This is a genomic window from Pseudomonas kribbensis, from assembly GCF_003352185.1.
Taxonomy (GTDB): domain Bacteria; phylum Pseudomonadota; class Gammaproteobacteria; order Pseudomonadales; family Pseudomonadaceae; genus Aquipseudomonas; species Aquipseudomonas kribbensis.
On record NZ_CP029608.1, the window covers coordinates 3,134,508 to 3,159,253 of the forward strand.

The window sequence follows — 24,746 nt, forward strand, 5'->3', positions numbered from 1 at the left end:
TCGTGTCGGTATCCGGCATTTTGATTTGGAGGATTCCATGCGTGACATTATTGATGGCTTTCTGCGTTTCCAGCGCGAGGTCTATCCGCAACGTGTCGAGCTATTCAAGCAGCTCGCGACAGAACAAAACCCCAAGGCATTGTTCGTCACCTGCTCGGACAGCCGTGTAGTACCTGAACTCCTCACACAGCGCGAACCGGGCGAGCTGTTCGTGATCCGCAACGCCGGCAACATCGTGCCGTCGTACGGCCCTGAACCGGGTGGCGTTTCGGCCACCGTCGAATACGCGGTTGCCGTGCTCGGCGTAAAGGACATCGTGATCTGCGGCCACTCGGATTGCGGGGCCATGGGCGCGATTTCACGCTGCACGTGCCTGGATCATCTTCCGGCCGTTGCCAACTGGCTTCGCCACTCGGACGCCGCGAAAGCGATCAATGCCGCGCATGAATTCGATACGCCGCGTGACAAGCTCGACGGCCTCGTGCGTGAAAACGTGATCGCACAACTGGCGAACCTGCGCACTCACCCATCGGTGGCACTGGCGCTCGAGCAGGGGCGTTTGAACCTGCATGGCTGGGTCTACGACATCGAGGCGGGCTGCATCGATGCGCTGGATGGCGCCACTCGCCGCTTCATCAAACTTTCCGATTCACCGACCACCGTTGCCGTCGCTGCGCGCAACGTTGATCAGGTGTAACGCCTAGGGACGAGTCAGGACGGAGATCGCTTCGTTCTGTCGTTCGGGCTCGGGACGTTTTTGATTCCGGATATGTTTTTCTTCAATCCGGTGACCTATTGATCGAGCCCGCGCCGAAGTTTTTGCCGTACTGGTTTGAGTGAATGGCTGTAGAAGCAACCATCGACTGCTTCTACAGCCACCGACCGCTTACGCCACTTCGACGTGATCCAGCGCCTGATTCACCGCCAACCCGGCGACCATCACCACCTGCGCAATCCCCAACGCCGTCTTGCGATGCGAGGGTTCGAGCGTGGACGCAAAGTTATTCAACATCTCGGTGGCCGAACCCAGGGACTCGCTGGCGTTGGCCAACAGGGATTCAGTGTTGTACTTGGGATTGGCCCGGAACATCGGCTCGGGATCGATGCAGCACGACATCACCCGGGAAGACGGGGAGAGGTAATGATCCAGAGCACGCTCGGCGGCGTCGTGGAATTTCTTCGAATCGGGAAATTCGTAAGGGGAGGTTGGGTCGGTTTCGGGTGGGTTGGGTGTTGGTTTGATCATGGTGTAGCTCCTACGTCATCAATGGGAGCCGTCACGTTCGCTACCAAACGAAGGGTGGCGGCCATGCTCAGGTTGGTAGACCGGGACATAGGAAACCGGCGCGCCCGAAGACGCCCTGTGCATGACCACCATAACGCGGAGTCTTACAGACACTGCACATCATGATGCTTATGCAACCTACGATATCCGGGGCTACCAAACCCCATCACTGTTTTTCAGTGACCGGGAAACGATAAGACCCGCGTCGTAGACGCACAAGCCGGCGGATTCTGGCGTAGTCGTAGGCAATGACGCAAGGCGTTGTAGCCTTGGGGAAGTTACGGCAGGTTGCTTTAAACGCGGCCTGTTTAATCGCTCAAAGCCTGGAAGAAATCTCCTTCCAGATGTAGCCGTAGTTGTATTGCAGCCAGCGAACCAACGCCTTATCCAATTGCCTGCGAAACCAGCTGCTCTCCCTGGCTGCCAGCCTTTGCTCGATCATGATTCTGAGTGAGTCTGGATCGAAGCCAGTCCATACCGAGGGCACAGCGGCCAGAAGGTTGGTGAAGCACACCGGCGCGACCTCCGAATAAAGGATTTCGTAGAGCACGTCAGAATCGATGCCTCTGACTTCCGCAGCCACATAATCGTATTCGACGGGTAAATCGTTGAAAGGCCAGGAGAGGGCAGCTCTGATGTTGGTTAGCTGTGGCTCAGTCAGAAGATGTCTCAAAACCAAAACACCTTTTGTTCGCCTTTCATTGAATGGAGACAAGGTGAGATAGTGGATTTTTGAAAGAGTACTCTGGTTTTTTTGGGGTGAAAAAAGGGGGGTAGCATAAATTCGACCATTTTGACTCCATAACAAAGAATGGGGCGGACTTATTATCAGTAAATAAGTCCGCTCCTTTTGGTTGCTCAAGAGGTTCGTTCGGGCTCCCCAATGCTTTTTAGAAGGGCGTTGTATTGGGCGGAGTCAGAATTGTATATCTTGTCTAGGACATAGTTTGCCACTCTGGCTATTTCAGGAATTTCCACTGGCTTGAATCCTCTGTCGGGTATGGCTTCAAGGTGCGAGAACTCATTGTTTAAACGATTTATAAGCGCTACCGCCGTGTCTTCCTCCTCTCCAAAGAATTTTCTAATCCGCTCAAAGGCATCGTTTTTGTCGTCGTGATAGGGGTATTTGAAGCACAGAAATGCTTCAAGAAATTTTCTCAGGTTGTTGCCGAAGCCGAAAAAAGGTTCATGATTTAAGTTTGCGGCATCTTGGTTTTTGCACTTGTAGATCTGATGGAAGAGGTAGTGAAATTCAGTGATGTAATCTCTTAAGTAGGCTGGCATCAATAAAATGTTGCTGGCTGAGCCATTGCGCTCAATTAGAAAGCTCTCGCTATCTTCAACGCTCTTTGTTTTGCCATCTCCTGTGGGAATCTTTTTCTTTGGAATTGAAAGGCGCTTGAGGTATTTTAAAAAATCTAAGTTGTGTGTAGAGATGAAAAGTTGGTTGTAGCGATATTTGTTTGATCCGTCATCGTTTTTAAGAGGTTTCGTAATTAAGCTTTCGATTAGACTGAACATGAAGAAAATGTGGTTATTGTCCAGGCTTGAAATTGGGTCGTCTATATAGATTATTAACTCTTTTCCTTTGTTTTCAGCCTCGTCTAATTTTGCTATGAAATAGCAAAATGCAATTAAGCTGCATTCTCCCTCGCTTAGGTTGTACGCGGAGGTTCCGTTTCTGGTTATTTCGAATTTTACGGTTTTCTGATCTGATCCATCTTTAGCCTCAAGCTTGATTCCATCATGTCCAAAAAAGTGATTGAGCAAGGAGTTTACTTGTTCGGCGCCTTTGCGCTCATCTTTCTGCGTGGCTCGTAAGCTTGAGATTTTTGCTACGGCCTCACGAATTTCACTCTCCGCACTTTCATAAATTGTACTTGCTGTATCAAGGCTGGTTTTCAGATTTTCGATTCTTGCAAGCTCAGACTCATATTTAATTGATTGGAATAATGTGTGAACATCGGTTAGTCGAAGCGCCTCCCTAGCAGAAGCTTTGTCTTTCTCAAGTGTTTTGGTTTTAGTGTTATTTTGCGAAATTAAAGTATTTATTGCGTTGACGTAACCTTGCACGTCTTCTTCGTTGTAACTAGGAGGCGCTAAGGCGACGGTTTGGAAAAGATTATTTTTGCGGCTCTCCAAAGCCTGTTTCAGTGCGTCGACATCCTTTCTGTAGATTGTTAACGCATCAGAAAGAGCCTTGCTATTTGTGTGGAATGCCGGACGCTCATCTGTATAAAACTGGTCGCTTGTAAATTTATTGAGGTTGGCAACTAAATTGATCTCGCTATTCACAGTAAGGATTGCAGAATCAAGAGCAGTCTCAAGATCGCCAGACTCTTTGCTGAAGTGGGAATCCAGCGTTTGCCAAAGTTCGTGGGGCAAATTCTGTCGGCAAAAGGCACAATCTTCTCGTTTTTGACGATGAAGATTAATACCTTGTTTGACCCAGTTTTGTAGAATGCTGTCGTTAAGTAACTCTTGAATTGGCTTTGTTGGGGTGATTTTTTTTGATAGAAGTTGTTCGGATGTTTCGCGTAGAGAGTTTAGGTTTAATTTGATGCTTAATGTTTCGTTTATGTCGGGTAGAGCTTCTTGTTTTAGTAGATTTAGTTTTGTGGTTTGCTCCTCGGTCGTAAGTGGGGAGAAATCTGGTTTTTTTACAGTGTTAATATCCCTTTTGATGCTGTCGATATTGTAGGTTGAAAGTCCGTATTCGCGATTTTTTTTGATTTTATTGTTTGCGTGTGACCTTAGCTTTTCCTCCAATGAATCGGAGACGGCCTTGTGGTTGCCTTTGATACGATCCCTTTCTAGTTTTTTAGCTTCTAGTTCGAAACGGAGGCCGGATTTTCCTTCAGTACTGCCGAGTTTTGTTTCTATGGCTTCTATCGCGTCATCAATTTCTTTGTTTTTTTCTCCGACAATGGCGAAGGTTTTTATTTCTCCTCCAATTTGGTTGACAAGAAAGCTCAGATTATCAGTTACAAAGTCGCGATTGTAGACTCTCACGTCATAGTTGTGAGTAAGCAATGATGAGGGTGCGACATTTCCATTGTCACCGCGAATGGTGAAGGATACGTCAGTGTAGCTAGAGGGCGTTTTACGTAATTCTAAAGCGCGAAACAAACGCGAGAGTGTGGTTTTTCCGGAATAATTACGTCCGTATAAAATATTCAGGCGTTTTAAGTCCTGAACGTTTCTTCCGCTATCCCGGACGGATTTTTTCCAATCTAAATCGCTAAAGCTTCCAAAGCGTTCTATATCTATCTGATGTATCACTAGCCTTTCCTCCCTATTTACTTTTCTAAGGGTAGTCGAGAAATACAAACTCGACAGTTAAGGAGTGAGAAAAAATTCGCAGAAAAAAGGGGACAGAAAAAAGGGGACTGATTTGTTTCTCATATCTATTCTAAAATCCGTCAACGATTTCATTTGAGAGGCAAGCCATGGATGCCGCAGAAGAGCTGATACAGGGAGCAGGGCGTATGATTGGCAACATTGGTTTCTGGCCATCGTTTCACGATGCGGAAGTCATTTCATTTTCGGTGTCACGGCCACTTCACCATGCCAACTCAGGCACCGTCGCAAAGCTCCGCATTTACTATCGTGAACATGAAGTGGTGAGGGCGGGTACAGCGGTCTTTGAATACTGTTTCCGCAAAAGCTTACTGATCGAACTGATATTCGACGGTCTCCAGGACTCGTCGCTGAAGGACTTCAACCAACAGAACGTACTCGATTCAATTAAATTCAAACGCTTACAGGATTCATCAATCGTTGCAGAACTGCTTTCGATCTGGGGGGTTGGCGGAGTCATTCGCTGTAACACTGTCGCAATTGGCGAATTTACGAACCTTTTAGATTGATGATCATGCGTCTAAAAAAGGGACAGATTTTTTTTCGGGAAAATACATCTGTCCCATACTCTTTCTTTAAGGAGCAGTGAAAATTTTCAAATCTACATCCAGTTCATCTGCAGTGCTCAACCAATCCTCTATAAGCTGATACGCCTGAATGCTTGCAGGCTGACAGGTGAGTGGATTTTCCATACTTTTAATGTAGTGTTTAGCGGAAAAAGAGTTGCCAGCCAAGATCCAAATCTCTTTTTTACATCGCATTGATGTTCTGCGCTTGCAGATAAGTTCCCATACATTTTTGGAGAGAGAGTCGTCTGTTGGAGGAGTGTGGTTAATTTTTCCGTTGGCCAATCTGAATCTCGTGTCCAGTGGATATTCCGCAGTATTAGATGGCCAAGCTTGGTGCCACGTTGAAAAATTTCCTGGCTTGATTTTTTTATTGCTTGAAACAAGCATATGGATGTTTTTTATAGCTTGGCTGCCGACCTCGGCTATTGCGCCCGCTGAGGATTTTGGCCTCCGAGCATCCCCGCATTTGACATGTACAAAACAAAGTTTCTCTGGTGAAGACAAAATGAAATCACCCGGTTCAACCCCCATGTCAGTGCAAAGCACGAGATCACAACCAGGAATGTACTGAGCGAAAGGCCCTAGTTCTCCGAGTGGGGTCGCTGGGTCTCCGTAGCCTTTTAATTTGTCAATAAGATGAAAAATTGAATCAGGGTCAAAACTATCTTTAGTGGTGCGGTAATATTTATGATCGTTAACGTGGCCTTTTTCTTTGAGGTTGCTATTTAGCATTTCAACAAGAGGAAATAATGAGTTTCCTGAAAAGCTATCTTGAGCGGCAATTCCCATCTCATAAGGAAGTGCCAGCTTATAGAACGCTCCACCTAAATAAGTCGTGCCATCTTCATACAATATTTTTAGTCGATCTCCGCGATTTAAATACTCAACTATCCACTGCTGATCTTCTTTTTTGTTGGATATGCCGCAAAGTTTTACCTCAAAGCAGGAGGTGTCATCCCGAAACACAAGGGCTAATGCTATTGTTTCGCCGTGCGCATCAAAAATTATTCCTTCATCGTAGTCTATGTAGAGAAAATCAGCGTGAATTTCGCCTTGCCCGATCAATGTGGGCCCATCTAGTTCAGTAAAGTCCAGTAGTACCGAAAGAATATTTGCATCGGGTTTATCAGCTATCGGTTGAGCATAAGATTTAATAAGTCGTCCAGCATTTCCGCCTGCCTCGATACACTCACTGATCGCGTCGATCCACTGCGAAATATCGTACAGTGTGAAATTGGACTCTTTCTGATCTACGATCCTCCCGGACCTCGCGCCAATATAGAAACTACTATCTTTCTTTCCATCCAGTCCAATATTGTCGACTTTTACCATTGTCAGAGCGTATCGAGAGTTGCTCTGACTACTGCGGCTACCGTCAAGGTCTTGTCCTTTTAATGCCACAGTTTCTGGACGACGGACGGCCTGTCCAATAGCTCGGGCATGAGTTTCTTTTATCTGACGAATCTTTGTTTTAGCTGCTAATGCCGTAAGCTTGTCAATATGAATGGCATTGCGGAGGCGATATTTTTCTTGATTGTAATAGCGTCCGCCTCCGCTATCAAAAATCGCTACGCCGGAATCAATTTCCTTCACGATTATCACATGAAGTTTTGGCTCAAAAAAAAGTTTGTTTGAGAAAAATTTCGAACTGTTGAATTCTACGTAAATCATTACTTTTAGGTCGAGTACACCTTCATAGCTCTTTACCAGAGCTCCTGCGCCATGTAGTTCCCAATACAACCTATCCATTAATAATGGCAGAGAGAAATCCTCTTCCTTTTGTACAAAGCATACCGACGCATTAGGGATTTTGAGGTCATCCTCCGGGCTCAGGTAATTTAAGTCGACCCGCTCTTTGAATTTCCCATCAAAATAGCTGTATTTAGGGAAGCTTTCGAGGAAGGACTCAATCAAGTAAGTCGTGCTTAGTGAGCTTACAAACTCTGAGGCTCCTCCGCTGGCAAGATAATAGTCAAATTTTAGATAGCCTTCCCACATTCCCTCATTTGCGCCGCGACTGAGGTCCAATACAAGTGGTTGCGCTTCTTCGTAGTTTCGAACTATACGACCGACGGCCTGTACTAGCTCACGACCACTCCCTAATTCGTAAGTTAAAACTAGCAACTTGGCTTCAGGAATGTCAATGCCTTCATCTAACTTGTGTTGATGTATGATAATTCTGAGATTTTCTATCTTCAGTGCTGGACCAACCCTCTTGAATTTATTCTGCGCATCATCGATTTCCAATCGCTCATGCACGCTCGCGGTTGTGTATAGCGGAGACAGTAGTTCGTGAAATTTTTGTATGTCATCAATGTTCTTGCATTTAATAATGCATTTTAACCGATCATTAGTGTCAAGATATTTTTTGATTCTTTCGAGCAGGCTAGGTTCGTCTGTAATTTGTTCATAGAAGGGCTCTGTGATAACGTCAGCAGCTACAGCATCCTTGAATGTAAATACATAAAAGTGTTCGGTGCTTACATTTAGTTCGAATAAATCGTTACGGTATGGCGTGGCCGTAATTACTACTTTCATGGCAGAGGACTGACGTATTATTTCTCGCCAAACAGGGGATGGCTCAGAGTGCCCCTCATCCACGATGATCAAGTCAAAGTCTTTTTGAACTTGGTCAAGGTCATCATCGCCAAGCATTGTCAATTTTTGAAAGCTAGTTATGTAAATGCCTTCACCTTGTTCAAAATTAGAATCTCGGTAGGTCTTTTTTAGTTCGAAGTCTGCATCTTTAATCGTGATTCGAAAGAATTTTTTTGATATTTCTTTAAATAATTGGTCTTTAACAGCTTTTCGGTGACATATCACAAGTATTTTTGAGGCACTGGACAGATGCGATATGAGCGAGATAACCCCAGTCTTTCCAGCACCTGTCGGCAGATTGATCAGAAAAGCTCTATCTGATTCGTTCTCATCAGCGTACGCGACGAAACTGCGGACTGCCTCCAGTTGGCAACTCCTCAAGCGTTCTTTTGCAGAGTCCAAATATTCCAGAATATCCACAACAGTCTTCCATGCGATTAAGGTGTTCTCATGTCAACTTGTTAGACATGCGCCATGGTCAGCAAGAGTAGCAGAGTGCCATGAATTGGTATTAGCAACCGAATCCATAAGGTGTTCTTGAGCGGGGAGATGCCCCTTCAGTGCGCCAGTGGCTGAAGGGCGCATCGGGTTCGACAACGATTGCCGCTTAGTCCGCTATTGAACTGCTGCCGACGTTAGATTTTGAGTATGTCGGATTGATGGTAGCCGGTCGCTTTTGGCCAAAGCCGGACCTTCGCGGATGCAGGTTATGGCCGACTTCAGCAACAACGTATCCTACGCTTTAACCCACCGCCCCCGACTCCACGCACTCAACGAATCCACCCCAAGCACCAACCCCAACATCGCCAAAATCACCGTCCCCGCCTGCGCCTCCTGAAACAGACTCAAGCTCACATACAACATCTGCCCCAGCCCCCCAGCCCCAACAAATCCCAGCACACTCGCCATCCGGATATTGTTCTCCCACCGATACAAACAGTACGCCAGCAACTGCGGCGCCAGGTTCGGCAGGGTCCCGTAACAGAACGCCACAACCGGATTCCCCCCTTGCAACCGAATCGCTTCCGCCGGTTCCGGCGGTGTGTTTTCCAGTGCCTCAGCAAACAGCCGCCCAAGTACACCGGTGGTGTGCAGGGCCAGAGCCAAGGTGCCGGCGTTAGGCCCAAGGCCAGCTGCAAACACCATCAACGCAGCCCATACCAATTCAGGAATCGCGCGCAGGCCGTTGAGCAGCAGGCGGGCGGCGCTCTGAAAAAACCAGCCAAAGCGCCCAGCGGCGGGGAGTGCCAACAGCAGTCCCAGGAGGGCGGCGAGGAGGGTGCCGAGGGCGGACATGGCGAGGGTTTCCATGGCGCCGTGGAGGATGGCGTTGAGGTAACCGGCGCTGAAGTCGGGGCTCAGGAAGCGGCCGACATACGAGCCCATTTGTTTCAGGCTGGTGGCGCTGCCGAGTTCTTCGAGGTCGAGGCCCAGGTAGGCGAACGAGGCGATGACGGCGAAGGCGATGGCGAGGATCAGCGCCGTGTTGATCAGGCGCTTCATGTCAGTCTCCAGCGCAGCAGGCGGCTGAGTTGGTCGGCGCCGAGTACCAGCAGGAGGAAGGTCAGCAGCATGCTGGCGACTTCGCCGCCGGCGAACATGCGGATCGACAGGTCGATCTGTTGGCCGAGGCCGCCGGCGCCGACGAAGCCCATCACCACCGAGGCGCGGATCGCGCATTCCCAGCGGTAGACGGTGTAGGAGAGCAGTTCCGCCGCGACGTTGGGCAGCACGCCATAGGCGAAACTGGCCAGGCGTCCGCTGCCGGCCTGGAGCAAGGCGTGGGCCGGGCGTTGGTCGGTGGATTCGAAGATTTCCGCGTAGACCTTGCCGAGCATGCCGCTGTAGGTGATGGCGATCGCCAGCACGCCCGCCGCCGGGCCGAGGCCGACGGCGCGCACGAACAGCAGCGCCCAGACGATTTCCGGCACGCTGCGCAGGAAGATCAGCAACCCGCGCACGGGCCAGCGCAGCAGTCGGCCCAACAGGCTCGGTCGGCCGCCGTGGGATGCAGCGGACAGTGACAAGGCGCGGCTGGCGAGCAGGCTGGCCGGCACCGCCAATATCAGTGCCAACGCCATGCCGGCCGTGGCGATGGCCAGGGTTTGCAGGGTGGCCTTGAGCAGCAGTTGCAGAAAGTCCCGGTCATGGGCGGGCGGCCAGAAGGTCGAGACGAAGCGGCCCATTTCGCTCTGGCTGTCGGCATGCAGCAACACGCCGAGGTCGAGTTCGCTGAGCTGAATGCCCGGCCACAGCAGGGCAATCGCCAGCAGTGTCAGCAACAGGCGTGGCAGGGCTGCGGGGTCGCGGGTGTCGGTGCTCAGCATCGTGGAATCTGCACAATCAGCGGCGTCAGGGCCGGCGCCGGGGATTGCAGTTGTTCGTTGGCGTACAGGCTGTCGAGCATGTCGTGGCTGACTTGATCGGACGGGCAATCGAACAGGATCTGCCCCTCGCGCAAACCGATGATGCGCGGGAAGTGCGCCAGCGCCAGGTCCACCGCATGCAGGCTCGCCACCAGTGTGACGTTGTGTTCTTGGGCATGGCGCGACAGCACCGTCAGGGTATGCCCGGCGAGGACCGGGTCCATGGCGGACACTGGTTCGTCCGCCAGCAATACCTCCGGCGCCTGATACAGCACGCGAGCGATGCCGACCCGCTGCAATTGGCCGCCGGAGAGTTGCTGGCACTGACTGAAGAGTTTGTCCGCCAGATCCAGCCGCGCCAACGCCGCGCGGGCGCCGGGGATGTCCAGTGGATGCAGCAGATTGACGAGGCTTTTGCCCAGGCTCCATTGCCCGAGTTTGCCGGCCAGCACCGCCGTCACCACCCGTTGCCGGGGCGGCAGGGGCGGTGCCTGATGCACCAGGCCGATTTTTGCGCGCAGGTGTTGGCGTTGGCGGGCGGACAAGTGCCAGGCCCGTTGGCCCAGCACGTCGATGTCGCCGCTGCTCGGCCGTATGGCGGTGGCCAGCAGGTTGAGCAGGCTCGATTTACCGGCGCCGGACGGGCCGATGATCGCCACCTGCTCGCCGCTGTTGATCTGCAAACCCACACCACGCAGGGCTTCGACGCCGTTGGCGTGGTGCAGAAAGACTTGCTTGAGGCTCAGGGTCATTTCAGCAGTTCGGCGGCGCGGGCGGCTTCCTCGATGCCTTTGTAGTTGTCCGGGCTGGTTTCGATGAAGCGGCTGGCCGCCTGCAGATCGAGGATTTTCTTCTGCTCGGGGTTGGCCGGGTCGAGGGCGAGGAAGGCTTTTTTGATCTTCGCCGCCAGCGCCGGGTCGAGGGTGCCGCGCACGGTCCAGTTGTAATCGAAATACGCCGGGGTGGTGGCAAAGACCTTGACCTTGTTGGTGTCGACCTTGCCGGCGTCCACCAGTTTCTGCCAGACGCTGGCGTTCAGCACACCGGCGTCGACCTTGCCGGCCTGCACCCAGGCGACGGTGGCGTCGTGGGCACCGGAGTAGCCGACGCGGCTGAAATAGGTTTCCGGTTTGATGCCGTCCTTGAGCATGAAGTAGCGCGGCATCAGGCTGCCGGAAGTCGACGATACCGAACCGAAGGCGAAGGTCTTGCCCTTGAGGTCGGTGAGGCTTTTGACGTTCGGGTCGGCGGTGATGAATTTGCTGGTGAACTGCGCGTCCTGCTCGCGCTGCACCAGCGGGATCACCGGCGTGGTGGCATCGGTTTTCAGCCGTGCCTGGACGAAGGTGAAACCGCCCAGCCAGGCCATGTCGAGGCGGTCGGTGGCCAGGGCTTCAACCACGGCCGGGTAGTCGGCCACGGGAACGAACTGCACTTTCATGCCCAATTGCTGCTCCAGATAAGCCCCCAGCGGTTCGAACTTGCGCAGCAGTTCGGTCGGGGCCTCGTCGGGAATCGCGCTGACTTTCAACACGTCTGCGGCCTGGGCCAGCAGGGTGGAAAAGGACAGGGCCAGGCCTGCAGTCAGTGCCAGGGTGCGTTTGAGCATGGGAATCTCCGTTTCATGGGCGTCAGGATCGGTGCGTAGCCTGCGGAAAAACGTCGGCGGCTGCAACGTCAGGTTAGTCGAATCGGCGCGACAGCGAGGCTCAGTCCACCTGCGCGAAGCGCTCCACCAGCCAGTCGATGAACACCCGCACGCGGTTGCTCAGGTGCCGGTTCGGCGGATACAGCAGGTGGAATGGGTACGCCGGCGGGCGCCAGTCGGTGAGGATCGGCACCAGTTCACCGCGTTCGATGGCCGCCCTGACTGTGTAGCTGAATGTGTGAATGATCCCCAGTCCCGCCAATCCGGCCGCCAGATGCGCATTGCTTTCGTTGACGCTGACTAGGCCTTTACCTTCGATTTGATGGCGTTCGCCGTTGCGCTGGAAGTTCGACGGCAGGATGCGCCCGGTGGAGGCCGAGCGGTAGGCGATCATTTGATGTCGGGCCAGCTCCAGCGGGTGCATCGGCGTGCCGTGGCGCTGCAAATAGCCGGGCGTGGCACAGGTGGTCCAGGACACTTCGCCGAGGCGGCGCACAGCCAGAGCCTGTTCGGTCAGCGGGCCGCCGCGAATCACGCAGTCGACGCGCTCGCTGATCAAGTCCACCGGGCGGTCGCTGACGCCCAGATCGACCTGAATGTCCGGATAACGCTCGAAGAATTTTGGCAGTTCGGGAATCACCAGCATGGTCGCAGTGGAGCCGCCGATGTCCACGCGAATCCGGCCACGGGGCAAGCCCTGGGCCTGGCTGAAACCCTGATCGATGTCGTCCAGTTGATGCAGCAGTTGCTGGGTCAGTTGGTAGTAGGAAGCGCCGTCGGCGGTGACGGTCAGGCGCCGGGTGGTGCGTTGCAGCAGGCGCACGCCGAGGTGGCTTTCCAGTTGCCCGATCAGTTTGCTGACCGTGGTTTTCGGCTGGTTCAACGAGTCGGCGGCTTTGGTGAACGAGCCGCTTTCCACGACGCGGGCGAACACGCGGATCGCCAGTAACTGATTCATCGGGCTGCACTCAAGGATCGAAGACAGGGCTGAGTATTGTGCATATCCGTGCACAAACAAAACCGATTTTGCGGATTTTTCAATTCAATCCATCGGCCTAAAGTCGCTTCCAACGGCTCACCTACGACCCGTCACCTTCCTTGAAACGGTTATTGGAGACACATCATGAGCAACAGACTTGAAGGCAAAATCGCACTGATCACTGGCGGCACCACCGGCATCGGCCTGGCTTCGGCGCAGGAGTTCGTCGCCCAGGGCGCCACGGTATTCATCACCGGCCGTCGTCAGGCCGAACTGGACAAAGCCGTCGCCGCCATCGGCCCTCGCGCCATAGGCATTCAGGGCGACGTGGCAAAACTGGACGATCTGGACCGCATCTACCGCGAAATCGCCGAGAAGGCCGGGCACCTCGACATCCTGTTCGCCAATGCCGGTGGCGGCGACATGCTGCCGCTGGGTTCGATCACCGAAGAACACTTCGACCGGATTTTCGACGCCAACGTGAAGGGCACGCTGTTCACCGTGCAGAAGGCGCTGCCGCTGCTGCGCGACGGCGCTTCGATTTTGCTGACTTCATCGACCACTTCGGTGCAAGGCACGGAAAACTTCAGCGTCTACAGCGCGAGCAAAGCCGCCGTGCGCAACTTCGCCCGGTCGTGGCTGCTGGACTTGAAACCTCGGCGCATCCGCGTCAACGCCATCAGCCCCGGCCCGGTGCGTACGCCAGGTCTGGCAGGGCTGGTGCCGGCGGAACACGCGCAAGGGCTGTTCGATCAACTGGCGTCGGTGGTGCCGATCGGGCGTCTGGGCGAGCCGAGCGAGATTGCCAAGGCTGCGCTGTTCCTCGCTTCGGATGACAGCAGTTTCGTCAACGGCATCGAATTGTTCGTCGACGGCGGCACCGCGCAGATCTGATTGGAGTCACTCAATGCCCCGGCACTTGTTCGTTCGAGTGTCGGGGCTCGTCTGTTTCATCGGTTTCTTCGGCCGGCGCCTTGTCCCAGATCAGCCGCGGGTCGAAGCTCATGGCCGAGAGCATGGTGAACACCACCACCAGCCCGAAAAACAGAATCCCCGGTCGCGGCTCGATATCCCCCAGCGCCTGAAATTTCACCAGCGCCGCCACCAGTGCGACCACCAGCACATCGAGCATTGACCAGTAGCCGATCAACTCGACGAACCGATACAGCTTCGAACGTTCCCGGCGTGCCCAGTGGCTGTCCCGTTGCACGGTGACCAGCAGCAGCGTCAGCGCAATGAACTTGATCCCCGGCACCGCGATACTGGCGATGAAGATGATCAGCGCGATGTCCCACGCGCCGTGTTCCCAGAACTCCAGCACGCCGCTCATGATGGTGCTGTCGGCGCCGTTGCCGAGCAGGGTGGTGTTCATCACCGGCAGCAGATTCGCCGGCACGTAAAACGCCAGGGCGGCGAACATGTAGGCCCAGGTGCGGGCCAGGGAGTTGGTCTTGCGCCGGTGCAGCGGCGCGTCGCAGCGCGGGCACTGGTGCGGCTCGTCAGTCATGTCGCAGGCCAGTCCGCAGCTGTGGCACAGGCAGAGGTTGAGTTCGCTGGCGGTCGGTGGTCGTTTCACAGGATGTCCCACAAATCACGTATGTCGCGTCCGGCGACGCGGATCAGCAACAGGCTGAGCACGGCCAGCGCAAACAGGCCGATGCCGGGGATCACATCGAGCATGCCCGCCAGTTTGAACACCGCCACCATCGCCCCGAGCAGGCACACTTCGAGCATGCTCCACGGCCGCAGCGCTTCCAGCCAGCGCATGCACAGCTTGAAGGCCGGCGAGCGGCGCGAGGCGAGGGCGAAGCTCAATACCCAGATGAGCAAAACCAGTTGAAAGGCCGGGGCGATGATGATCGAGATCGCCGCGACCATGGCCATAAAGGTGATCGGCCCCTGACTCAGGGCCAGCACCGAATCCCACAGGGTCGCGCTGTTTTTCAGGCCCTTCATGCTGATGCTCATCACCGGGTAGAAATTGGCGAACAGCCACAGCATCGCGGCGGTAAAACTCAGGGCCAGACGTTGCTCCACGCTCAGGTTGTTGTGGCGCTGGAGCACGCCACCACAACGGGCGCAGAGGGATTTCTGGTAGCGGGCGAGCGTGGCTTTTTCGTACACGCAGTCGCAATGCTCGCAGATGATCAGGTGATCAGTCGTGGCCATGGGGCGCTCGTGGGGGGGAGGCTTGAACCTTCTTCAATATAGGCGCGTTGGGGCATCCGACAACTGTCACATCCCGAAATGCACCTTTGGTCTGCCGGCCCGCCGGGTTTGTGGAAGCGTTCCATACTCCTTGGCGCCGAATTCATTACGAGCAGGAGCAGGGCCATGAGTGAAAAACCGACGATTGTGCTGGTACACGGGTTCTGGGGCGGGGCCGCGCATTGGGGCAAGGTCATTGTCGAACTGTCGCGCAAGGGCTACCGCGCGATTCAGGCGGTGGAGATGCCGCTGACATCACTGGCTGACGATGCCGAGCGCACGCGCAAAATGGTCGCGCAAGTGAACGGCCCGGTGCTGCTGGTCGGGCATTCCTACGGCGGGGCGGTGATCACCCAGGCCGGCAATCAACCGAATGTGACGGGGCTGGTGTACATCGCCGCGTTCGCACCGGATCAGGGCGAAAGCCCCGGCGGCATCACTCAGGAACATCTGCCCGCCGCCGCGCCGAATCTCGCCCCGGACAGTGACGGTTTCCTCTGGCTCAAGGCCGACAAGTTCCATGAAAGCTTTTGCCAGGACCTGTCGGCGGATGAAGCGCTGGTGATGGCCGTCACCCAGAAAGCGCCGCTGGCCAGCACTTTCGGCGATGTCATCAGTGATCCGGCTTGGAAGCACAAACCGTCGTGGTATCAGATTTCCAGCCAGGACCACATGATTCACCCGGATAACCAGAAACGCATGTCGGCACGGCTCAATGCGAAGAAAGTCATCACCCTCGACGCCAGCCACGCCTCGCTGGCCTCCCGCGCTGCCGAAGTGGCGGCGCTGATCGACGAGGCCGCGAAGGCCTGACAACGACCACGCAACCGGGCGCTTCACACCGGTTGCGTGGCTTCCTCTTCCGCTATTGCAGCCTTCACACCGGGCCGTTCGGCGATGCGCGTCATGTAGTTCGCCAGCGCTGGCCAGTCTTCGATGGCGATGCTGAAGGTCGGCAACCACTTCAACACCGTGAACAGGTAGGCATCCGCCACGCCGAACGCCTGCATCAGAAAGGGTTGAGTCGCAAGGATGCGGTTCAGGTAATCCAGACGTTTGAAGAGTTTGTGTTTGAAGATCGTTTTAGTGGATTCCGGGATTTCGCTGCTGAACAGCGGCGCGCTGCCGCCATGGATTTCCGAACTGATGAAATTCAGGTGCTCCTGCAGGCGCGAGCGCTCCCAGGTGCCATTGGCCGGGGCCAGTCTCTGGTCGGGAGCAAGGTCGGCGAGGTATTGCAGAATCGCCGGGCCTTCGGTCAGCACCTCGCCTTTATCGAGCATCAGCGCGGCCACGTAACCCTTCGGATTGATCTCGCGAAAGTCCCTGCCGTCGGCGGTGCGCTTGGTCTGGTTGTTGACCCGGATCAGTTCGAACGGCAGCGCCAGTTCTCGCAGCACAATGTGCGGGGCCAGCGAACAGGTCATGGGGGCGAAGTACAGTTTCATGGGTTCTCCTTCAAATGAAGGCCCAGAATCCGGCATTGTGGCGGCGCTTCGCAAAGGACATCTGCAGTGCTAGCGTATGACAAAATCTCATGGACTGAAGAGACCTCATGCTCACCCGACTACCGTCGCTCAACGGGTTGCGCGCCTTTGAATGCGCGGCCCGACACCTGAGTTTCACCCGCGCCGCCGAAGAGCTGAACGTCACGCAAACCTCGATCAGCCATCAGATACGTCGGCTCGAAGATGAACTCGGCGTGCGCCTGTTCATGCGCTTGAAGGACGGATTGGCGCTGACGGAAGAGGGCAACGCTTATTTTCCCGGTGTTCGTTCGGCGTTTATGGAACTGCGCCATTCGACCGAGCGTTTGCTGGAGGCGAACAATCAAAGCGTCCTGACGATCAGCACTTTGGTGTCGGTGGCGTCGAAATGGCTGTTGCCGCGCCTGCCGTCGTTTCGCGAGGCGTTTCCCGAGATCGATGTGCGCATCAGTGCATCCACCGAGCTGGTGGACTTTCGCAAGGGCGGCATCGATGCGGCGATCCGCTACGGCAACGGAAACTGGCCGGGACTGCGCGCCGACTGGCTGATGGCCGACGAGATTTTCCCGGTGTGCAGTCCGAGCCTGCTCACCGGGCCGGACCCGATCCGCACCCCGGCCGATCTGGCCCGGCACACTTTGCTGCACGTCAGCGGGCAGACCGCCGATGACTGGAGCGCCTGGCTGAACGCCGCAAGTCAACCGCCACTCCCGGCCAAAGGCCCGCGCCTGACCTTCGACCTGGCCATGATGGCGGTGCAGTCGGCGATTGACGGGCAGGGCGTGTGCATCGGGCGGTCGACCTACGTCGAGGACGATTTACGCGCCGGGCGGTTGGTGGCGCCGTTTGATTTGCGGCTCAAGTCCGACTCGGGTTTCTACTTCGTCACGCCCCATGAAAACGCCGGCTCGAAAAAGATCGTCGCCTTCAGGCAGTGGCTGTCGCAGGTGGTGCGAGTTGTATGAGCGTGTATCAATCCCGCCCTGGTACACAGTGAGCTAACAAGCGCCGATATCGGGACACATTCCCGGTACATGCCCTCTTCAAAGTAGCGGCGTCACTTCACTACTTCCAAGAGGGCAACACCATGCGCCGCACACTTCTGATGACCGCAGCCGCCGTACTGGTTTCAATGACCGGCCTCGCACACGCCGCCGACACCCAGCCTGCGGCTCCCGCCAAGAGCTGGCAACAAGGCCTGAGCCGCACGGATCTGGTCCATCAGGACCTGGGCGCTGCGGATCGCGAAGTGATTCAGGCCCGGGTCGATTTCGAACCGGGCATCACCTCGCCCCGACATGCCCACCCGGGCGTTGAAGTCGCCTACGTCATCAGCGGAACCTTCGAATACCAGCTCGAAGGCCGGGCGCCGGTGACGCTGAAGGCCGGCGATTCGCTGTTCATCCCGGAAGGTGTGGCGCACATCGCGAAGAACGTTGGGAATGACAAGGGCTCGGAGCTGGCGACTTACATCGTCAAGAAGGGCGAGCCGTTGTTGATCCTCAAGCAGTAACGACCGGGATACTGAAAAGGCCTGCCAATGTGGCAGGCCTTTTTTGTTGTCGGCGGATTCAACGCAGGCTGATGCCGCCCGATTCGAACTGAAGCAACTTCAGCGCGCATCCACTTATTTCACAACTCCGGCAGATGCCCTTTGCTTGCGCCGCTTGAGCCAGCTGAAAAACGCATGCACCGGATGCAAAACAGCCGTCAGCACGCCAAGCAGCAGGATGATGAAAAGGATGATCAGCGGGATGCTTTCGTGCGAGAACATGGTGGGTTACTCCTGTAGTCACTATGTTGGAATCCGCAGACTAGACGCATCCGGCGAGGTTTTTGGTGAACGTATGTTCATCCTCGGGCGCTTCGATTGTGCTACGGACAGGTGATGGATTTGCTCAAGGATCGTCATCCATCGCATGCTGAGCGCCTCAATCACCATCACTGAAGAGGCTCCCCTTGCAGACCCTCCGCCGCGCCCGACCCGAAGACGCCGCGCCCATCGCCGCACTGGTCGATGAGGCCTACAGCCCCTACATCGCTCGCATCGGCCGCAAACCCGCGCCGATGCTCGACGACTATGAACAAGTGCTGCGCGAAACCGACACGTTCGTGCTGACCGACAACGATGAAATCCTCGGTGTGCTGGTGATGAGCCAGGAAGGCAAGGAGTTGCTGCTGATCAACGTCGCCGTGTCGCCCCGGCACAAGGGCAAGGGCCTCGGCAAAGTGCTGATGACCTTCTGTGAAAAGCATGCGCTGAGTCTCGGTTGCGAGGCGGTGCGGCTGTACACCCACGAGCGGATGACCGAGAACGTCGCCATCTATGAAAAGCTCGGTTTTGTGGAAACCCATCGCGCTATCGAGGACGGATTTGCCCGGGTTTTCATGCGCAAAACGCTTGTCGGTTCTCGCTGACCGTCACCCGGGTATGTCGAAATCAGGCATCGGCATGCCGCACTCGAGCTATTTGCGTTCAACTTCAGCCACGTAAGGTGAGGCGTCCATCAGAGAACAACAAAAACAATGAACAGCCTGAATTCGAAGGAATCGAGCGGTCAACTGGCGCAGGGGTTCAAGCCGCGTCACGTGACCATGTTGTCAATTGCGGGAATCATCGGCGCGGGGTTGTTTGTCGGTTCCGGGCACGCCATCGCGGCGGCGGGGCCGGCGGTGTTGCTGGCGTATCTGTTTTCCGGCCTGTTGGTGGTGCTGGTCATGCGCATGCTGGGGGAAATGGCGGTGGCCCGACCGGACACCGGATCGTTCTCCACCTATGCCGATCAGGCCATCGGCCGCTGGGCCGGCTTCACCATCGGCTGGCTCTACTGGTGGTTCTGGGTGCTGGTCATTCCCATCGAGGCGCTGGCCGCCGGGCATGTCTTGAATCAGTGGTTTCCCCAGGTCGATGCGTGGCTGTTTGCGCTGGTGTCGATCATTCTCCTGGTAATCACCAATCTGTTCAGTGTCTCCAAATACGGCGAGTTCGAATTCTGGTTCGCCATGGCCAAGGTCGTGGCGATCATTGGTTTCATCGGCGTGGGTTTTGCCGTGCTGATGGGCTGGATTCCGGAACGCGAAGCCAGCGGCCTCAGCCGCTTGATGGAAGAACATGGCGGGTTCGCCCCCAATGGCCTTTCGGCGGTGGTCGGCGCCTTCATCACCATCATGTTCAGTTTCATCGGCACCGAGGCGGTGACCATCGCTGCTGCCGAATCGGACAATCCAGCACAGAACATCGCCAAGGCTACGCGTTCGGTGATCTGGCGCATCGGCGTGTTTTACCTGCTGTCGATTTTCGTGGTGATTTCCGTGGTGCCCTGGAACGACCCGCTGCTGGCGTCCGTCGGTTCCTATCAGCGCGCACTGGAGTTGATGAACGTTCCCCACGCCAAATTCATGGTCGATGTGGTGGTGTTGATCGCCGTGGCCAGTTGCATGAACTCGTCGATCTATATCGCTTCGCGCATGCTGTTTTCACTGGGGCTGCGCGGCGATGCACCGCACGCGTTGAAAGTGACTTCCGGCGCAGGCGTGCCGAGGGCGGCGGTGATTGCCAGCAGCGTCATCGGTGCCGGAGTGACGCTGCTCAGCTACTTCATGCCCGCCGGCCTGTTTCAATTCCTGCTCGCCAGTTCCGGTGCCATCGCGCTGCTGGTGTACCTGGTGATCGCAGTTTCTCAGTTGCGCATGCGCCGGATGCTGCTTCGGCAGAATGTCGAGCTGACGTTCCGCATGTGGCTGTTTCCGTGGCTGACGTATCTGGTGATGGCGTTCATCTGCGCGGCGCTCGCGGTGATGATGGTGACGCCGGAGCATCGTCTGGAAGTGACTTCGACCATTGGCCTGGCGCTGGCGATTTCCTTTATCGGGCTCGTGACCACCCGTCAGCATGGACAGCCGAACGCGTCTGTTCCGGCAAAACAAAACGCCCGAGGCACTGCCTCGGGCGTATAGGGAGGATCGGGATTCAGATCACCCGCAGGGTCACGTCGATGTTGCCGCGCGTGGCCTTGGAGTAAGGGCAGGTCTGGTGCGCGGCTTCCACCAGCGATTGGGCGACCGAAGGCTCCAGCCCCGGCAGGCTGACACTCAAGCGTGCCTGCAGGAAAAACGCGTCACCGGTCTTGCCCAGATCGATTTCGGTCTCCACCGCCACATCCGCCGGCAGTCTGATCTTCAGCGCAGCCGCCGCTTTGCCCATGGCGCCGATGAAGCATGCAGACCAGCCGGCCGCCAGCAGTTGTTCCGGGTTGGTGCCGCTGCCGTTGGAACCCGGTGGCGACAGCTTGACGTCCAGATTGCCGTCGGAACTGCGCGAGGCGCCATCGCGTCCGCCGGTGGTGCGGGTCTTGCCGGTGTACAGCACGGTGTCGATTTGATTGATCATGAGAAGGCCTGCCTGTGTGAGTGGTTGAGTCGGAAGTAAGGTTCCGATGGCCCACACTTTTGCATCGGCATGTACCGGGGATGTGTCATGAAACGGGGGTTATGTATCGCTGTGTAGCAATGCGTTCAGCCTGATCGCTGAGACAGCGTCAGCAGAACCCCGAAGCCCACGAGCAGGCCGCCGAACGCCCGGTCAATCCACTGCCGTGCCGCCAACAGTTTCTCCCGTACCCGCCCGGCCGAGAAACACAGCGCCACCAGGCCGAACCACAGCACATGCGCCCCGGCAATGAACACCCCGTAGGCCATTTGTACCGGCAGGCCGGTGTCCGGCCGGACGACGCCCATGAACAGGCTCACGATGAAAATCGAGGTTTTGGGGTTCAGCGCATTGGTGAGAAAACCTGAACGCAACGCGGCCAGATCCGACAGGGCAGGTGACGCGGCATCCGGCTGCTGAACGTCAGGTCTGGAGCGAAGCATTTTGATGCCCAGATAAACCAGATACGCAGCCCCCGCCAGTTTCAGTGCATTGAACAACCACGGCGATTGTTGAAGCACCAATCCGAGCCCGAGCAGGGTGTAGCCGACATGTACCAGCACGCCCAGACCAATGCCCATCGCGGTGAGAACGCCTGCGCGTCGAGAGAGCAGCAAACCGTTGCGCGAGACCAGGGCGAAGTCCGGTCCGGGGCTGATGCATGCCAGCAGCGTGATGGTGATTACGACTATCCATTCGTTCATGGTGGAACCTTGAGTGGGTTGGTGATAGAAAGCCATGTTTACAGATAGCGAGCGCTGGAACTAACGATGATTTCTGAAGCAAATGGTGAATCTGACTCACCGTTTTCCGAGGGGCGAATGCCTTCTCTGCTGGCGCTGCGTTGCTTCGAATCCGCAGGCCGGTTCGAGAATTTCGCCCGTGCGGCTGACGAACTGCATCTGACACCCGGCGCCATCAGCCGGGCCGTGCGCCTGCTTGAAGAGGATCTGGGCGTTGACCTGTTCGAGCGGCGCCAGCGAAGGGTTTTCCTGACGGAGCCGGGCAGGCGACTGCTGAAAGCGGTGAGCGAAGGTTTGGGGGTGATGAACCAGGCCGTCCGCGAGATCCGCACTGAGGCGCGTCGTACGCGGCGGCTGGTCTTGTCCTGCGAACCCACGCTGTTGATGCGCTGGTTGATTCCGCGCTGGAGTGATTTCCAGAAACAACATCGCGGCCCGGACATTCATCTGGTGGCCGGCGGCGGTCCGTTTTCATTTGAACAGGGAATCGACCTGGCCATTCGCCGCGACGATTTCCCCCGGCCTCCCGGTTACCACGCCGAGCGCTTGTTTGCCGAAAAGGTCGGGCCAGTCTGTCGGCCGGATAAGGTCAGTGAGTGGTTCGATGAAAGCGGCAAATGCCTGCGCGCCACGACGCCTCTGTTGCAAACGAGCAGCCGTCCCACGGCCTGGCAGGAATGGGCCACCGCAGCGGGCCAGCCGGTTTCTGCGACGCAGATGCAGTCTTTCGAGCACTTTTATTTCAGCATTCAGGCGGCTGTCGCCGGCCTTGGAGTGGCCATAGGTCCCTGGCATCTGGTTCGCGATGATATCGAGAGCGGGGTGTTGGCCGCACCGGCAGGCTTCGTTGAAGACGGCTCGCATTATTGCCTGCTGTCGCCTGCGCCTCCCAAACCGGGCAGCCTGGAAATGGATTTGCTGGAGTGGTTGCGGACGGTGGGTTAAAACCTGTCGGTTTTCAATGGCTGGCCGGCGTTGCCTTGCCCAACAAATCAATCCGGCATCCCGGCGCCGCATCGTTCACTGTCACCCGCATGTCATGCAGGCGCGCGACCGCCGACACCATGCTCAAGCCCAAGCCGTTGCCCGGCGTATGGCGGCTGGATTCGGCGCGGTACAACCGACGCAACACTGCTTCGCGTTCGGCCGGGGGAATGCCGGGGCCATTGTCGGTGACGCGAATACCCACGGTTTCATGATCGGCAATCACGCTCAGACGCACCTGGCTGTAGTCGGGCGAGAACTTGATGGCGTTGTCGAGCAGGTTGCACAGGGCGTCAAACAGCAGTTGTGCGTCGCCGGCCATGATCGCGGGGGCCTGACTGTTTTCGATGGTCAGGCTGATGCCGCGTTCTTCGGCCAGCGGTTCGTACAGTTCGGCGGCATCAGCGCTGATCAGGTTCAGGTCCAGCGGGGCGAAGTGGCTGCGCCGGGCGCTGTTTTCGATTTCCGAAATCCGCAGCAGGGCCTTGAAGGTCAGCAGCAAGGCTTTGGCCTCGGTCAGCGCCGCGTCGATGCTGGCGGCGTATTGCGCTTCATCCAGTCCCCGACGCTGGGTGCGTTCCAGGCCGGCGATCAGGCGCGTCAGGGGAGTGCGCAGGTCGTGGGCGATGTCGTCGCATACGCCTTTGACTTCACTCATCAAACGCTCCAGCTCATCGAGCATGCCGTTGACCACCGAGGCGAGGCGGTCGATGTCATCGTTGTTGCCCTTGACCGGCAATCCTTTCAAATCACCTTCGATGATGCCTTTGATCGAGCGACTGACCTTGTCCAGCCGCCGGTGCGCTGAATAACCCAGCACCACGGCGCCGAGCAGCCCGACCAGCAACAGCAGCAGGCCACCGGAAATCAGCGCGTTGATCAGCAGCTCGTCGAACTCGCGGATGTCGTGAACGTCCTGGGCGACCAGCAACGTTTTACCGTCCGCCAGTTTATGCACGATGAAGCGCACGGGCCGGTGATGCCCGTTGGACTTGAGCCAGCGAAACTCCTGCGGTTTGTCGTAGGCGGAGAAGGGTGGAAGTTGCTTGATGACCCCGGCAATGAATTTGCCGTCGGCATCGAACAGGCTGTGGGGCAGGCGCGCTTCGACATCCTGCAGGGCGTGTTTGCGGATCTCCTGCAATTGCAGTTCTGGCGGCTGGGCGCTGCGGTTTTCCACTTGTCGATACAGGGCGGTGTCGGCTTCGGTCTTCAGGTAGAACGCGGTTTGCCAGTAGACGTAACCGAACAACGCCAGAAACGAGCAGCCGAACAGCCCGAGAAACAGCAGCGCCGTGCGAAAACTGATGGTGCGCGGGATTTCACTCAGGTGAACGGAGGACATACCCGGCTCCACGAATGGTATGGATCATCGGCGGCTCGCCTTCGCCTTCGCCATCGACCTTGCGGCGCAGGCGGCTCATATGCACTTCGATCACGTTGGTGCGTTCGTCATAGCTGTAATTCCATACCGCTTCGAAGAGCATGGTGCGGGTCACTACCTGATCGGCATGCCGCACCAGATGTTCGAGCAGCGCGTATTCCCGGGGCACCAGATCGATGGTGCGCTCGCCACGGCGTACGGTGCGGCTTAACAGATCGACGTCCAGGTTACCGACCTTCAGACGGGTTTCTTGAGTCACGGCCACCGGTTCGGCCCGGCGCCGGTTCAAGGCGTCCAGGCGGGCGGTCAGCTCGATGAATTCGAAAGGTTTGGTCAGGTAGTCGTCGCCGCCGGCGCGCAAGCCGCGTACCCGTTCGTCCAGCGCACTCAGGGCGCTGAGGATCAGCACCGGGGTGTTCACGCTGGCGGCGCGCAACGCGGTAAGCACGCCCAGACCGTCGAGGCCGCCGGGCAGCATGCGGTCGAGCACAATCAGGTCGAATGGCTCGCCGAGGGCTTTGAGCAAGCCTTCACGGCCATTGTCGACGCTGCTCACGGTGAAACCGTGGTCAGTCAGCGCCGCTTCGATTTCGCGGCGGGTGGGCAAGTCGTCCTCGACGACCAGAACATGGGTCATGGCTTTTGAACCACTCACATCATCAGGCAGAGATGGCATAGTGTGGCAAAGCCTGCGGTTGCGCCACGT

26 protein-coding genes are annotated in these 24,746 nt (G+C 56.5%); 9 read left to right on the forward strand and 17 right to left on the reverse strand.

Annotated features, from left to right (window positions below; translation table 11 throughout):
* Positions 1–37 precede the first annotated feature (37 nt).
* On the forward strand, positions 38–697 hold the full coding sequence (locus DLD99_RS14230; RefSeq protein ID WP_085709845.1) for a carbonic anhydrase: 660 nt from the start codon (positions 38–40) through the stop codon (positions 695–697).
* Positions 698–886: 189 nt separating this feature from the next.
* On the opposite strand, the gene DLD99_RS14235 is transcribed toward DLD99_RS14230, so the two are convergent.
* From DLD99_RS14235 to DLD99_RS14245, 3 genes are all read right to left on the reverse strand, one after another.
* Positions 887–1,246 (reverse strand): DUF6124 family protein, encoded by a 360-nt coding sequence (locus DLD99_RS14235; RefSeq protein ID WP_114882967.1) that lies wholly within the window; start codon positions 1,244–1,246, stop codon positions 887–889.
* 355 nt (positions 1,247–1,601) lie between these two features.
* Positions 1,602–1,958, reverse strand: coding sequence for a DUF7079 family protein (locus tag DLD99_RS14240; protein WP_114882969.1), 357 nt, complete (start codon positions 1,956–1,958; stop codon positions 1,602–1,604).
* 185 nt (positions 1,959–2,143) lie between these two features.
* Positions 2,144–4,567, reverse strand: a complete 2,424-nt coding sequence (locus DLD99_RS14245) for an AAA family ATPase (RefSeq protein WP_114882970.1) — start codon at positions 4,565–4,567, stop codon at positions 2,144–2,146.
* A gap of 167 nt (positions 4,568–4,734) precedes the next feature.
* Here DLD99_RS14245 and DLD99_RS14250 point away from each other — a divergent pair, with 167 nt between their 5' ends.
* Positions 4,735–5,154: an Imm50 family immunity protein gene (locus DLD99_RS14250; RefSeq protein WP_114882971.1), complete on the forward strand. Its 420-nt coding sequence runs from the start codon at positions 4,735–4,737 to the stop codon at positions 5,152–5,154.
* 66 nt (positions 5,155–5,220) lie between these two features.
* Here DLD99_RS14250 and DLD99_RS14255 read toward each other — a convergent pair whose 3' ends face one another.
* From DLD99_RS14255 to DLD99_RS14280, 6 genes are all read right to left on the reverse strand, one after another.
* A complete protein-coding gene (locus DLD99_RS14255; protein WP_114882972.1) occupies positions 5,221–8,232 on the reverse strand; it encodes a DEAD/DEAH box helicase in 3,012 nt (1,003 codons plus the stop codon).
* A 315-nt stretch (positions 8,233–8,547) separates the two neighbouring features.
* Positions 8,548–9,315, reverse strand: a complete 768-nt coding sequence (phnE, locus tag DLD99_RS14260; RefSeq protein ID WP_114882973.1) for a phosphonate ABC transporter, permease protein PhnE — start codon at positions 9,313–9,315, stop codon at positions 8,548–8,550.
* Positions 9,312–10,139 (reverse strand): PhnE/PtxC family ABC transporter permease, encoded by an 828-nt coding sequence (locus tag DLD99_RS14265; RefSeq protein ID WP_085709854.1) that lies wholly within the window; start codon positions 10,137–10,139, stop codon positions 9,312–9,314. Before DLD99_RS14265 ends, phnE begins: the two co-directional genes overlap by 4 nt.
* Positions 10,133–10,930 (reverse strand): phosphonate ABC transporter ATP-binding protein, encoded by a 798-nt coding sequence (locus tag DLD99_RS14270; protein WP_114882974.1) that lies wholly within the window; start codon positions 10,928–10,930, stop codon positions 10,133–10,135. Before DLD99_RS14270 ends, DLD99_RS14265 begins: the two co-directional genes overlap by 7 nt.
* The gene (locus DLD99_RS14275; protein WP_085709856.1) at positions 10,927–11,787 is read right to left on the reverse strand and encodes a putative selenate ABC transporter substrate-binding protein; all 861 of its coding nucleotides are present in this window, start codon (positions 11,785–11,787) and stop codon (positions 10,927–10,929) included. The genes DLD99_RS14270 and DLD99_RS14275 overlap by 4 nt, the downstream gene beginning before the upstream one ends.
* Positions 11,788–11,887: 100 nt before the next feature.
* A complete protein-coding gene (locus DLD99_RS14280) occupies positions 11,888–12,784 on the reverse strand; it encodes a LysR family transcriptional regulator (protein ID WP_114882975.1) in 897 nt (298 codons plus the stop codon).
* A 165-nt stretch (positions 12,785–12,949) separates the two neighbouring features.
* Between DLD99_RS14280 and DLD99_RS14285 the strand changes: the two genes are divergently transcribed.
* Complete coding sequence (locus DLD99_RS14285) at positions 12,950–13,699, forward strand: SDR family NAD(P)-dependent oxidoreductase (protein WP_114882976.1); 750 nt, start codon at positions 12,950–12,952, stop codon at positions 13,697–13,699.
* Between the two features lie 10 nt (positions 13,700–13,709).
* On the opposite strand, the gene DLD99_RS14290 is transcribed toward DLD99_RS14285, so the two are convergent.
* Both DLD99_RS14290 and DLD99_RS14295 read right to left on the reverse strand, forming a co-directional pair.
* Positions 13,710–14,381 (reverse strand): paraquat-inducible protein A, encoded by a 672-nt coding sequence (locus DLD99_RS14290; RefSeq protein ID WP_085709859.1) that lies wholly within the window; start codon positions 14,379–14,381, stop codon positions 13,710–13,712.
* Positions 14,378–14,974, reverse strand: a complete 597-nt coding sequence (locus DLD99_RS14295) for a paraquat-inducible protein A (RefSeq protein WP_114882977.1) — start codon at positions 14,972–14,974, stop codon at positions 14,378–14,380. The genes DLD99_RS14290 and DLD99_RS14295 overlap by 4 nt, the downstream gene beginning before the upstream one ends.
* A gap of 165 nt (positions 14,975–15,139) precedes the next feature.
* On the opposite strand from DLD99_RS14295, the gene DLD99_RS14300 reads away from it, so the two are divergent.
* The gene (locus DLD99_RS14300; protein WP_114882978.1) at positions 15,140–15,826 is read left to right on the forward strand and encodes an alpha/beta hydrolase; all 687 of its coding nucleotides are present in this window, start codon (positions 15,140–15,142) and stop codon (positions 15,824–15,826) included.
* Positions 15,827–15,849: 23 nt separating this feature from the next.
* On the opposite strand, the gene gstA is transcribed toward DLD99_RS14300, so the two are convergent.
* The gene (gene gstA / locus DLD99_RS14305; RefSeq protein ID WP_114882979.1) at positions 15,850–16,461 is read right to left on the reverse strand and encodes a glutathione transferase GstA; all 612 of its coding nucleotides are present in this window, start codon (positions 16,459–16,461) and stop codon (positions 15,850–15,852) included.
* 107 nt (positions 16,462–16,568) lie between these two features.
* Between gstA and DLD99_RS14310 the strand changes: the two genes are divergently transcribed.
* Both DLD99_RS14310 and DLD99_RS14315 read left to right on the forward strand, forming a co-directional pair.
* Positions 16,569–17,465, forward strand: a complete 897-nt coding sequence (locus DLD99_RS14310; RefSeq protein WP_114882980.1) for a transcriptional regulator GcvA — start codon at positions 16,569–16,571, stop codon at positions 17,463–17,465.
* Between the two features lie 122 nt (positions 17,466–17,587).
* The gene (locus DLD99_RS14315) at positions 17,588–18,013 is read left to right on the forward strand and encodes a cupin domain-containing protein (RefSeq protein ID WP_114882981.1); all 426 of its coding nucleotides are present in this window, start codon (positions 17,588–17,590) and stop codon (positions 18,011–18,013) included.
* A gap of 114 nt (positions 18,014–18,127) precedes the next feature.
* Here DLD99_RS14315 and DLD99_RS29220 read toward each other — a convergent pair whose 3' ends face one another.
* Positions 18,128–18,274 carry a hypothetical protein gene (locus tag DLD99_RS29220; protein ID WP_167443773.1) on the reverse strand — a complete coding sequence of 49 codons (147 nt, stop codon included), beginning with the start codon at positions 18,272–18,274 and terminating at the stop codon, positions 18,128–18,130.
* A 185-nt stretch (positions 18,275–18,459) separates the two neighbouring features.
* On the opposite strand from DLD99_RS29220, the gene DLD99_RS14320 reads away from it, so the two are divergent.
* Positions 18,460–18,918: a GNAT family N-acetyltransferase gene (locus tag DLD99_RS14320; RefSeq protein WP_114882982.1), complete on the forward strand. Its 459-nt coding sequence runs from the start codon at positions 18,460–18,462 to the stop codon at positions 18,916–18,918.
* A 108-nt stretch (positions 18,919–19,026) separates the two neighbouring features.
* On the forward strand, positions 19,027–20,457 hold the full coding sequence (locus DLD99_RS14325) for an amino acid permease (protein ID WP_114882983.1): 1,431 nt from the start codon (positions 19,027–19,029) through the stop codon (positions 20,455–20,457).
* Between the two features lie 13 nt (positions 20,458–20,470).
* Here DLD99_RS14325 and DLD99_RS14330 read toward each other — a convergent pair whose 3' ends face one another.
* Together DLD99_RS14330 and DLD99_RS14335 are read right to left on the reverse strand one after the other, a co-directional pair.
* Complete coding sequence (locus tag DLD99_RS14330) at positions 20,471–20,890, reverse strand: organic hydroperoxide resistance protein (protein WP_114882984.1); 420 nt, start codon at positions 20,888–20,890, stop codon at positions 20,471–20,473.
* Positions 20,891–21,015: 125 nt separating this feature from the next.
* Entirely contained in the window at positions 21,016–21,633 is a 618-nt protein-coding gene (locus DLD99_RS14335; RefSeq protein WP_114882985.1) for a LysE family translocator, read from the reverse strand.
* Between the two features lie 66 nt (positions 21,634–21,699).
* On the opposite strand from DLD99_RS14335, the gene DLD99_RS14340 reads away from it, so the two are divergent.
* Positions 21,700–22,617: a LysR family transcriptional regulator gene (locus DLD99_RS14340; RefSeq protein WP_114882986.1), complete on the forward strand. Its 918-nt coding sequence runs from the start codon at positions 21,700–21,702 to the stop codon at positions 22,615–22,617.
* A 13-nt stretch (positions 22,618–22,630) separates the two neighbouring features.
* Here the strand turns inward: DLD99_RS14340 and DLD99_RS14345 are convergent, their stop codons facing one another.
* Positions 22,631–24,001 carry a sensor histidine kinase gene (locus tag DLD99_RS14345; RefSeq protein WP_114882987.1) on the reverse strand — a complete coding sequence of 457 codons (1,371 nt, stop codon included), beginning with the start codon at positions 23,999–24,001 and terminating at the stop codon, positions 22,631–22,633.
* Positions 23,979–24,677, reverse strand: coding sequence for a response regulator transcription factor (locus DLD99_RS14350; protein ID WP_114882988.1), 699 nt, complete (start codon positions 24,675–24,677; stop codon positions 23,979–23,981). Before DLD99_RS14350 ends, DLD99_RS14345 begins: the two co-directional genes overlap by 23 nt.
* Positions 24,678–24,746: the final 69 nt, after the last annotated feature.

Excerpts from the sequence above, each read along its gene's own strand:
- DLD99_RS14250 (WP_114882971.1), top strand. The coding sequence starts at position 4,735 with ATGGATGCCGCAGAAGAGCTGATACAGGGAGCAGGGCGTATGATTGGC.
- DLD99_RS14335 (WP_114882985.1), bottom strand. The coding sequence starts at position 21,633 with ATGAACGAATGGATAGTCGTAATCACCATCACGCTGCTGGCATGCATC.
- DLD99_RS14345 (WP_114882987.1), bottom strand. The coding sequence starts at position 24,001 with ATGTCCTCCGTTCACCTGAGTGAAATCCCGCGCACCATCAGTTTTCGC.
- DLD99_RS14230 (WP_085709845.1), top strand. The coding sequence starts at position 38 with ATGCGTGACATTATTGATGGCTTTCTGCGTTTCCAGCGCGAGGTCTAT.
- DLD99_RS14285 (WP_114882976.1), top strand. The coding sequence starts at position 12,950 with ATGAGCAACAGACTTGAAGGCAAAATCGCACTGATCACTGGCGGCACC.
- DLD99_RS14325 (WP_114882983.1), top strand. The coding sequence starts at position 19,027 with ATGAACAGCCTGAATTCGAAGGAATCGAGCGGTCAACTGGCGCAGGGG.
- DLD99_RS14350 (WP_114882988.1), bottom strand. The coding sequence starts at position 24,677 with ATGACCCATGTTCTGGTCGTCGAGGACGACTTGCCCACCCGCCGCGAA.
- DLD99_RS14280 (WP_114882975.1), bottom strand. The coding sequence starts at position 12,784 with ATGAATCAGTTACTGGCGATCCGCGTGTTCGCCCGCGTCGTGGAAAGC.
- DLD99_RS14270 (WP_114882974.1), bottom strand. The coding sequence starts at position 10,930 with ATGACCCTGAGCCTCAAGCAAGTCTTTCTGCACCACGCCAACGGCGTC.
- DLD99_RS14295 (WP_114882977.1), bottom strand. The coding sequence starts at position 14,974 with ATGGCCACGACTGATCACCTGATCATCTGCGAGCATTGCGACTGCGTG.
- DLD99_RS14310 (WP_114882980.1), top strand. The coding sequence starts at position 16,569 with ATGCTCACCCGACTACCGTCGCTCAACGGGTTGCGCGCCTTTGAATGC.
- DLD99_RS14275 (WP_085709856.1), bottom strand. The coding sequence starts at position 11,787 with ATGCTCAAACGCACCCTGGCACTGACTGCAGGCCTGGCCCTGTCCTTT.
- DLD99_RS14330 (WP_114882984.1), bottom strand. The coding sequence starts at position 20,890 with ATGATCAATCAAATCGACACCGTGCTGTACACCGGCAAGACCCGCACC.
- DLD99_RS14340 (WP_114882986.1), top strand. The coding sequence starts at position 21,700 with ATGATTTCTGAAGCAAATGGTGAATCTGACTCACCGTTTTCCGAGGGG.
- DLD99_RS29220 (WP_167443773.1), bottom strand. The coding sequence starts at position 18,274 with ATGTTCTCGCACGAAAGCATCCCGCTGATCATCCTTTTCATCATCCTG.
- DLD99_RS14300 (WP_114882978.1), top strand. The coding sequence starts at position 15,140 with ATGAGTGAAAAACCGACGATTGTGCTGGTACACGGGTTCTGGGGCGGG.
- DLD99_RS14265 (WP_085709854.1), bottom strand. The coding sequence starts at position 10,139 with ATGCTGAGCACCGACACCCGCGACCCCGCAGCCCTGCCACGCCTGTTG.
- phnE (WP_114882973.1), bottom strand. The coding sequence starts at position 9,315 with ATGAAGCGCCTGATCAACACGGCGCTGATCCTCGCCATCGCCTTCGCC.
- DLD99_RS14235 (WP_114882967.1), bottom strand. The coding sequence starts at position 1,246 with ATGATCAAACCAACACCCAACCCACCCGAAACCGACCCAACCTCCCCT.
- gstA (WP_114882979.1), bottom strand. The coding sequence starts at position 16,461 with ATGAAACTGTACTTCGCCCCCATGACCTGTTCGCTGGCCCCGCACATT.
- DLD99_RS14315 (WP_114882981.1), top strand. The coding sequence starts at position 17,588 with ATGCGCCGCACACTTCTGATGACCGCAGCCGCCGTACTGGTTTCAATG.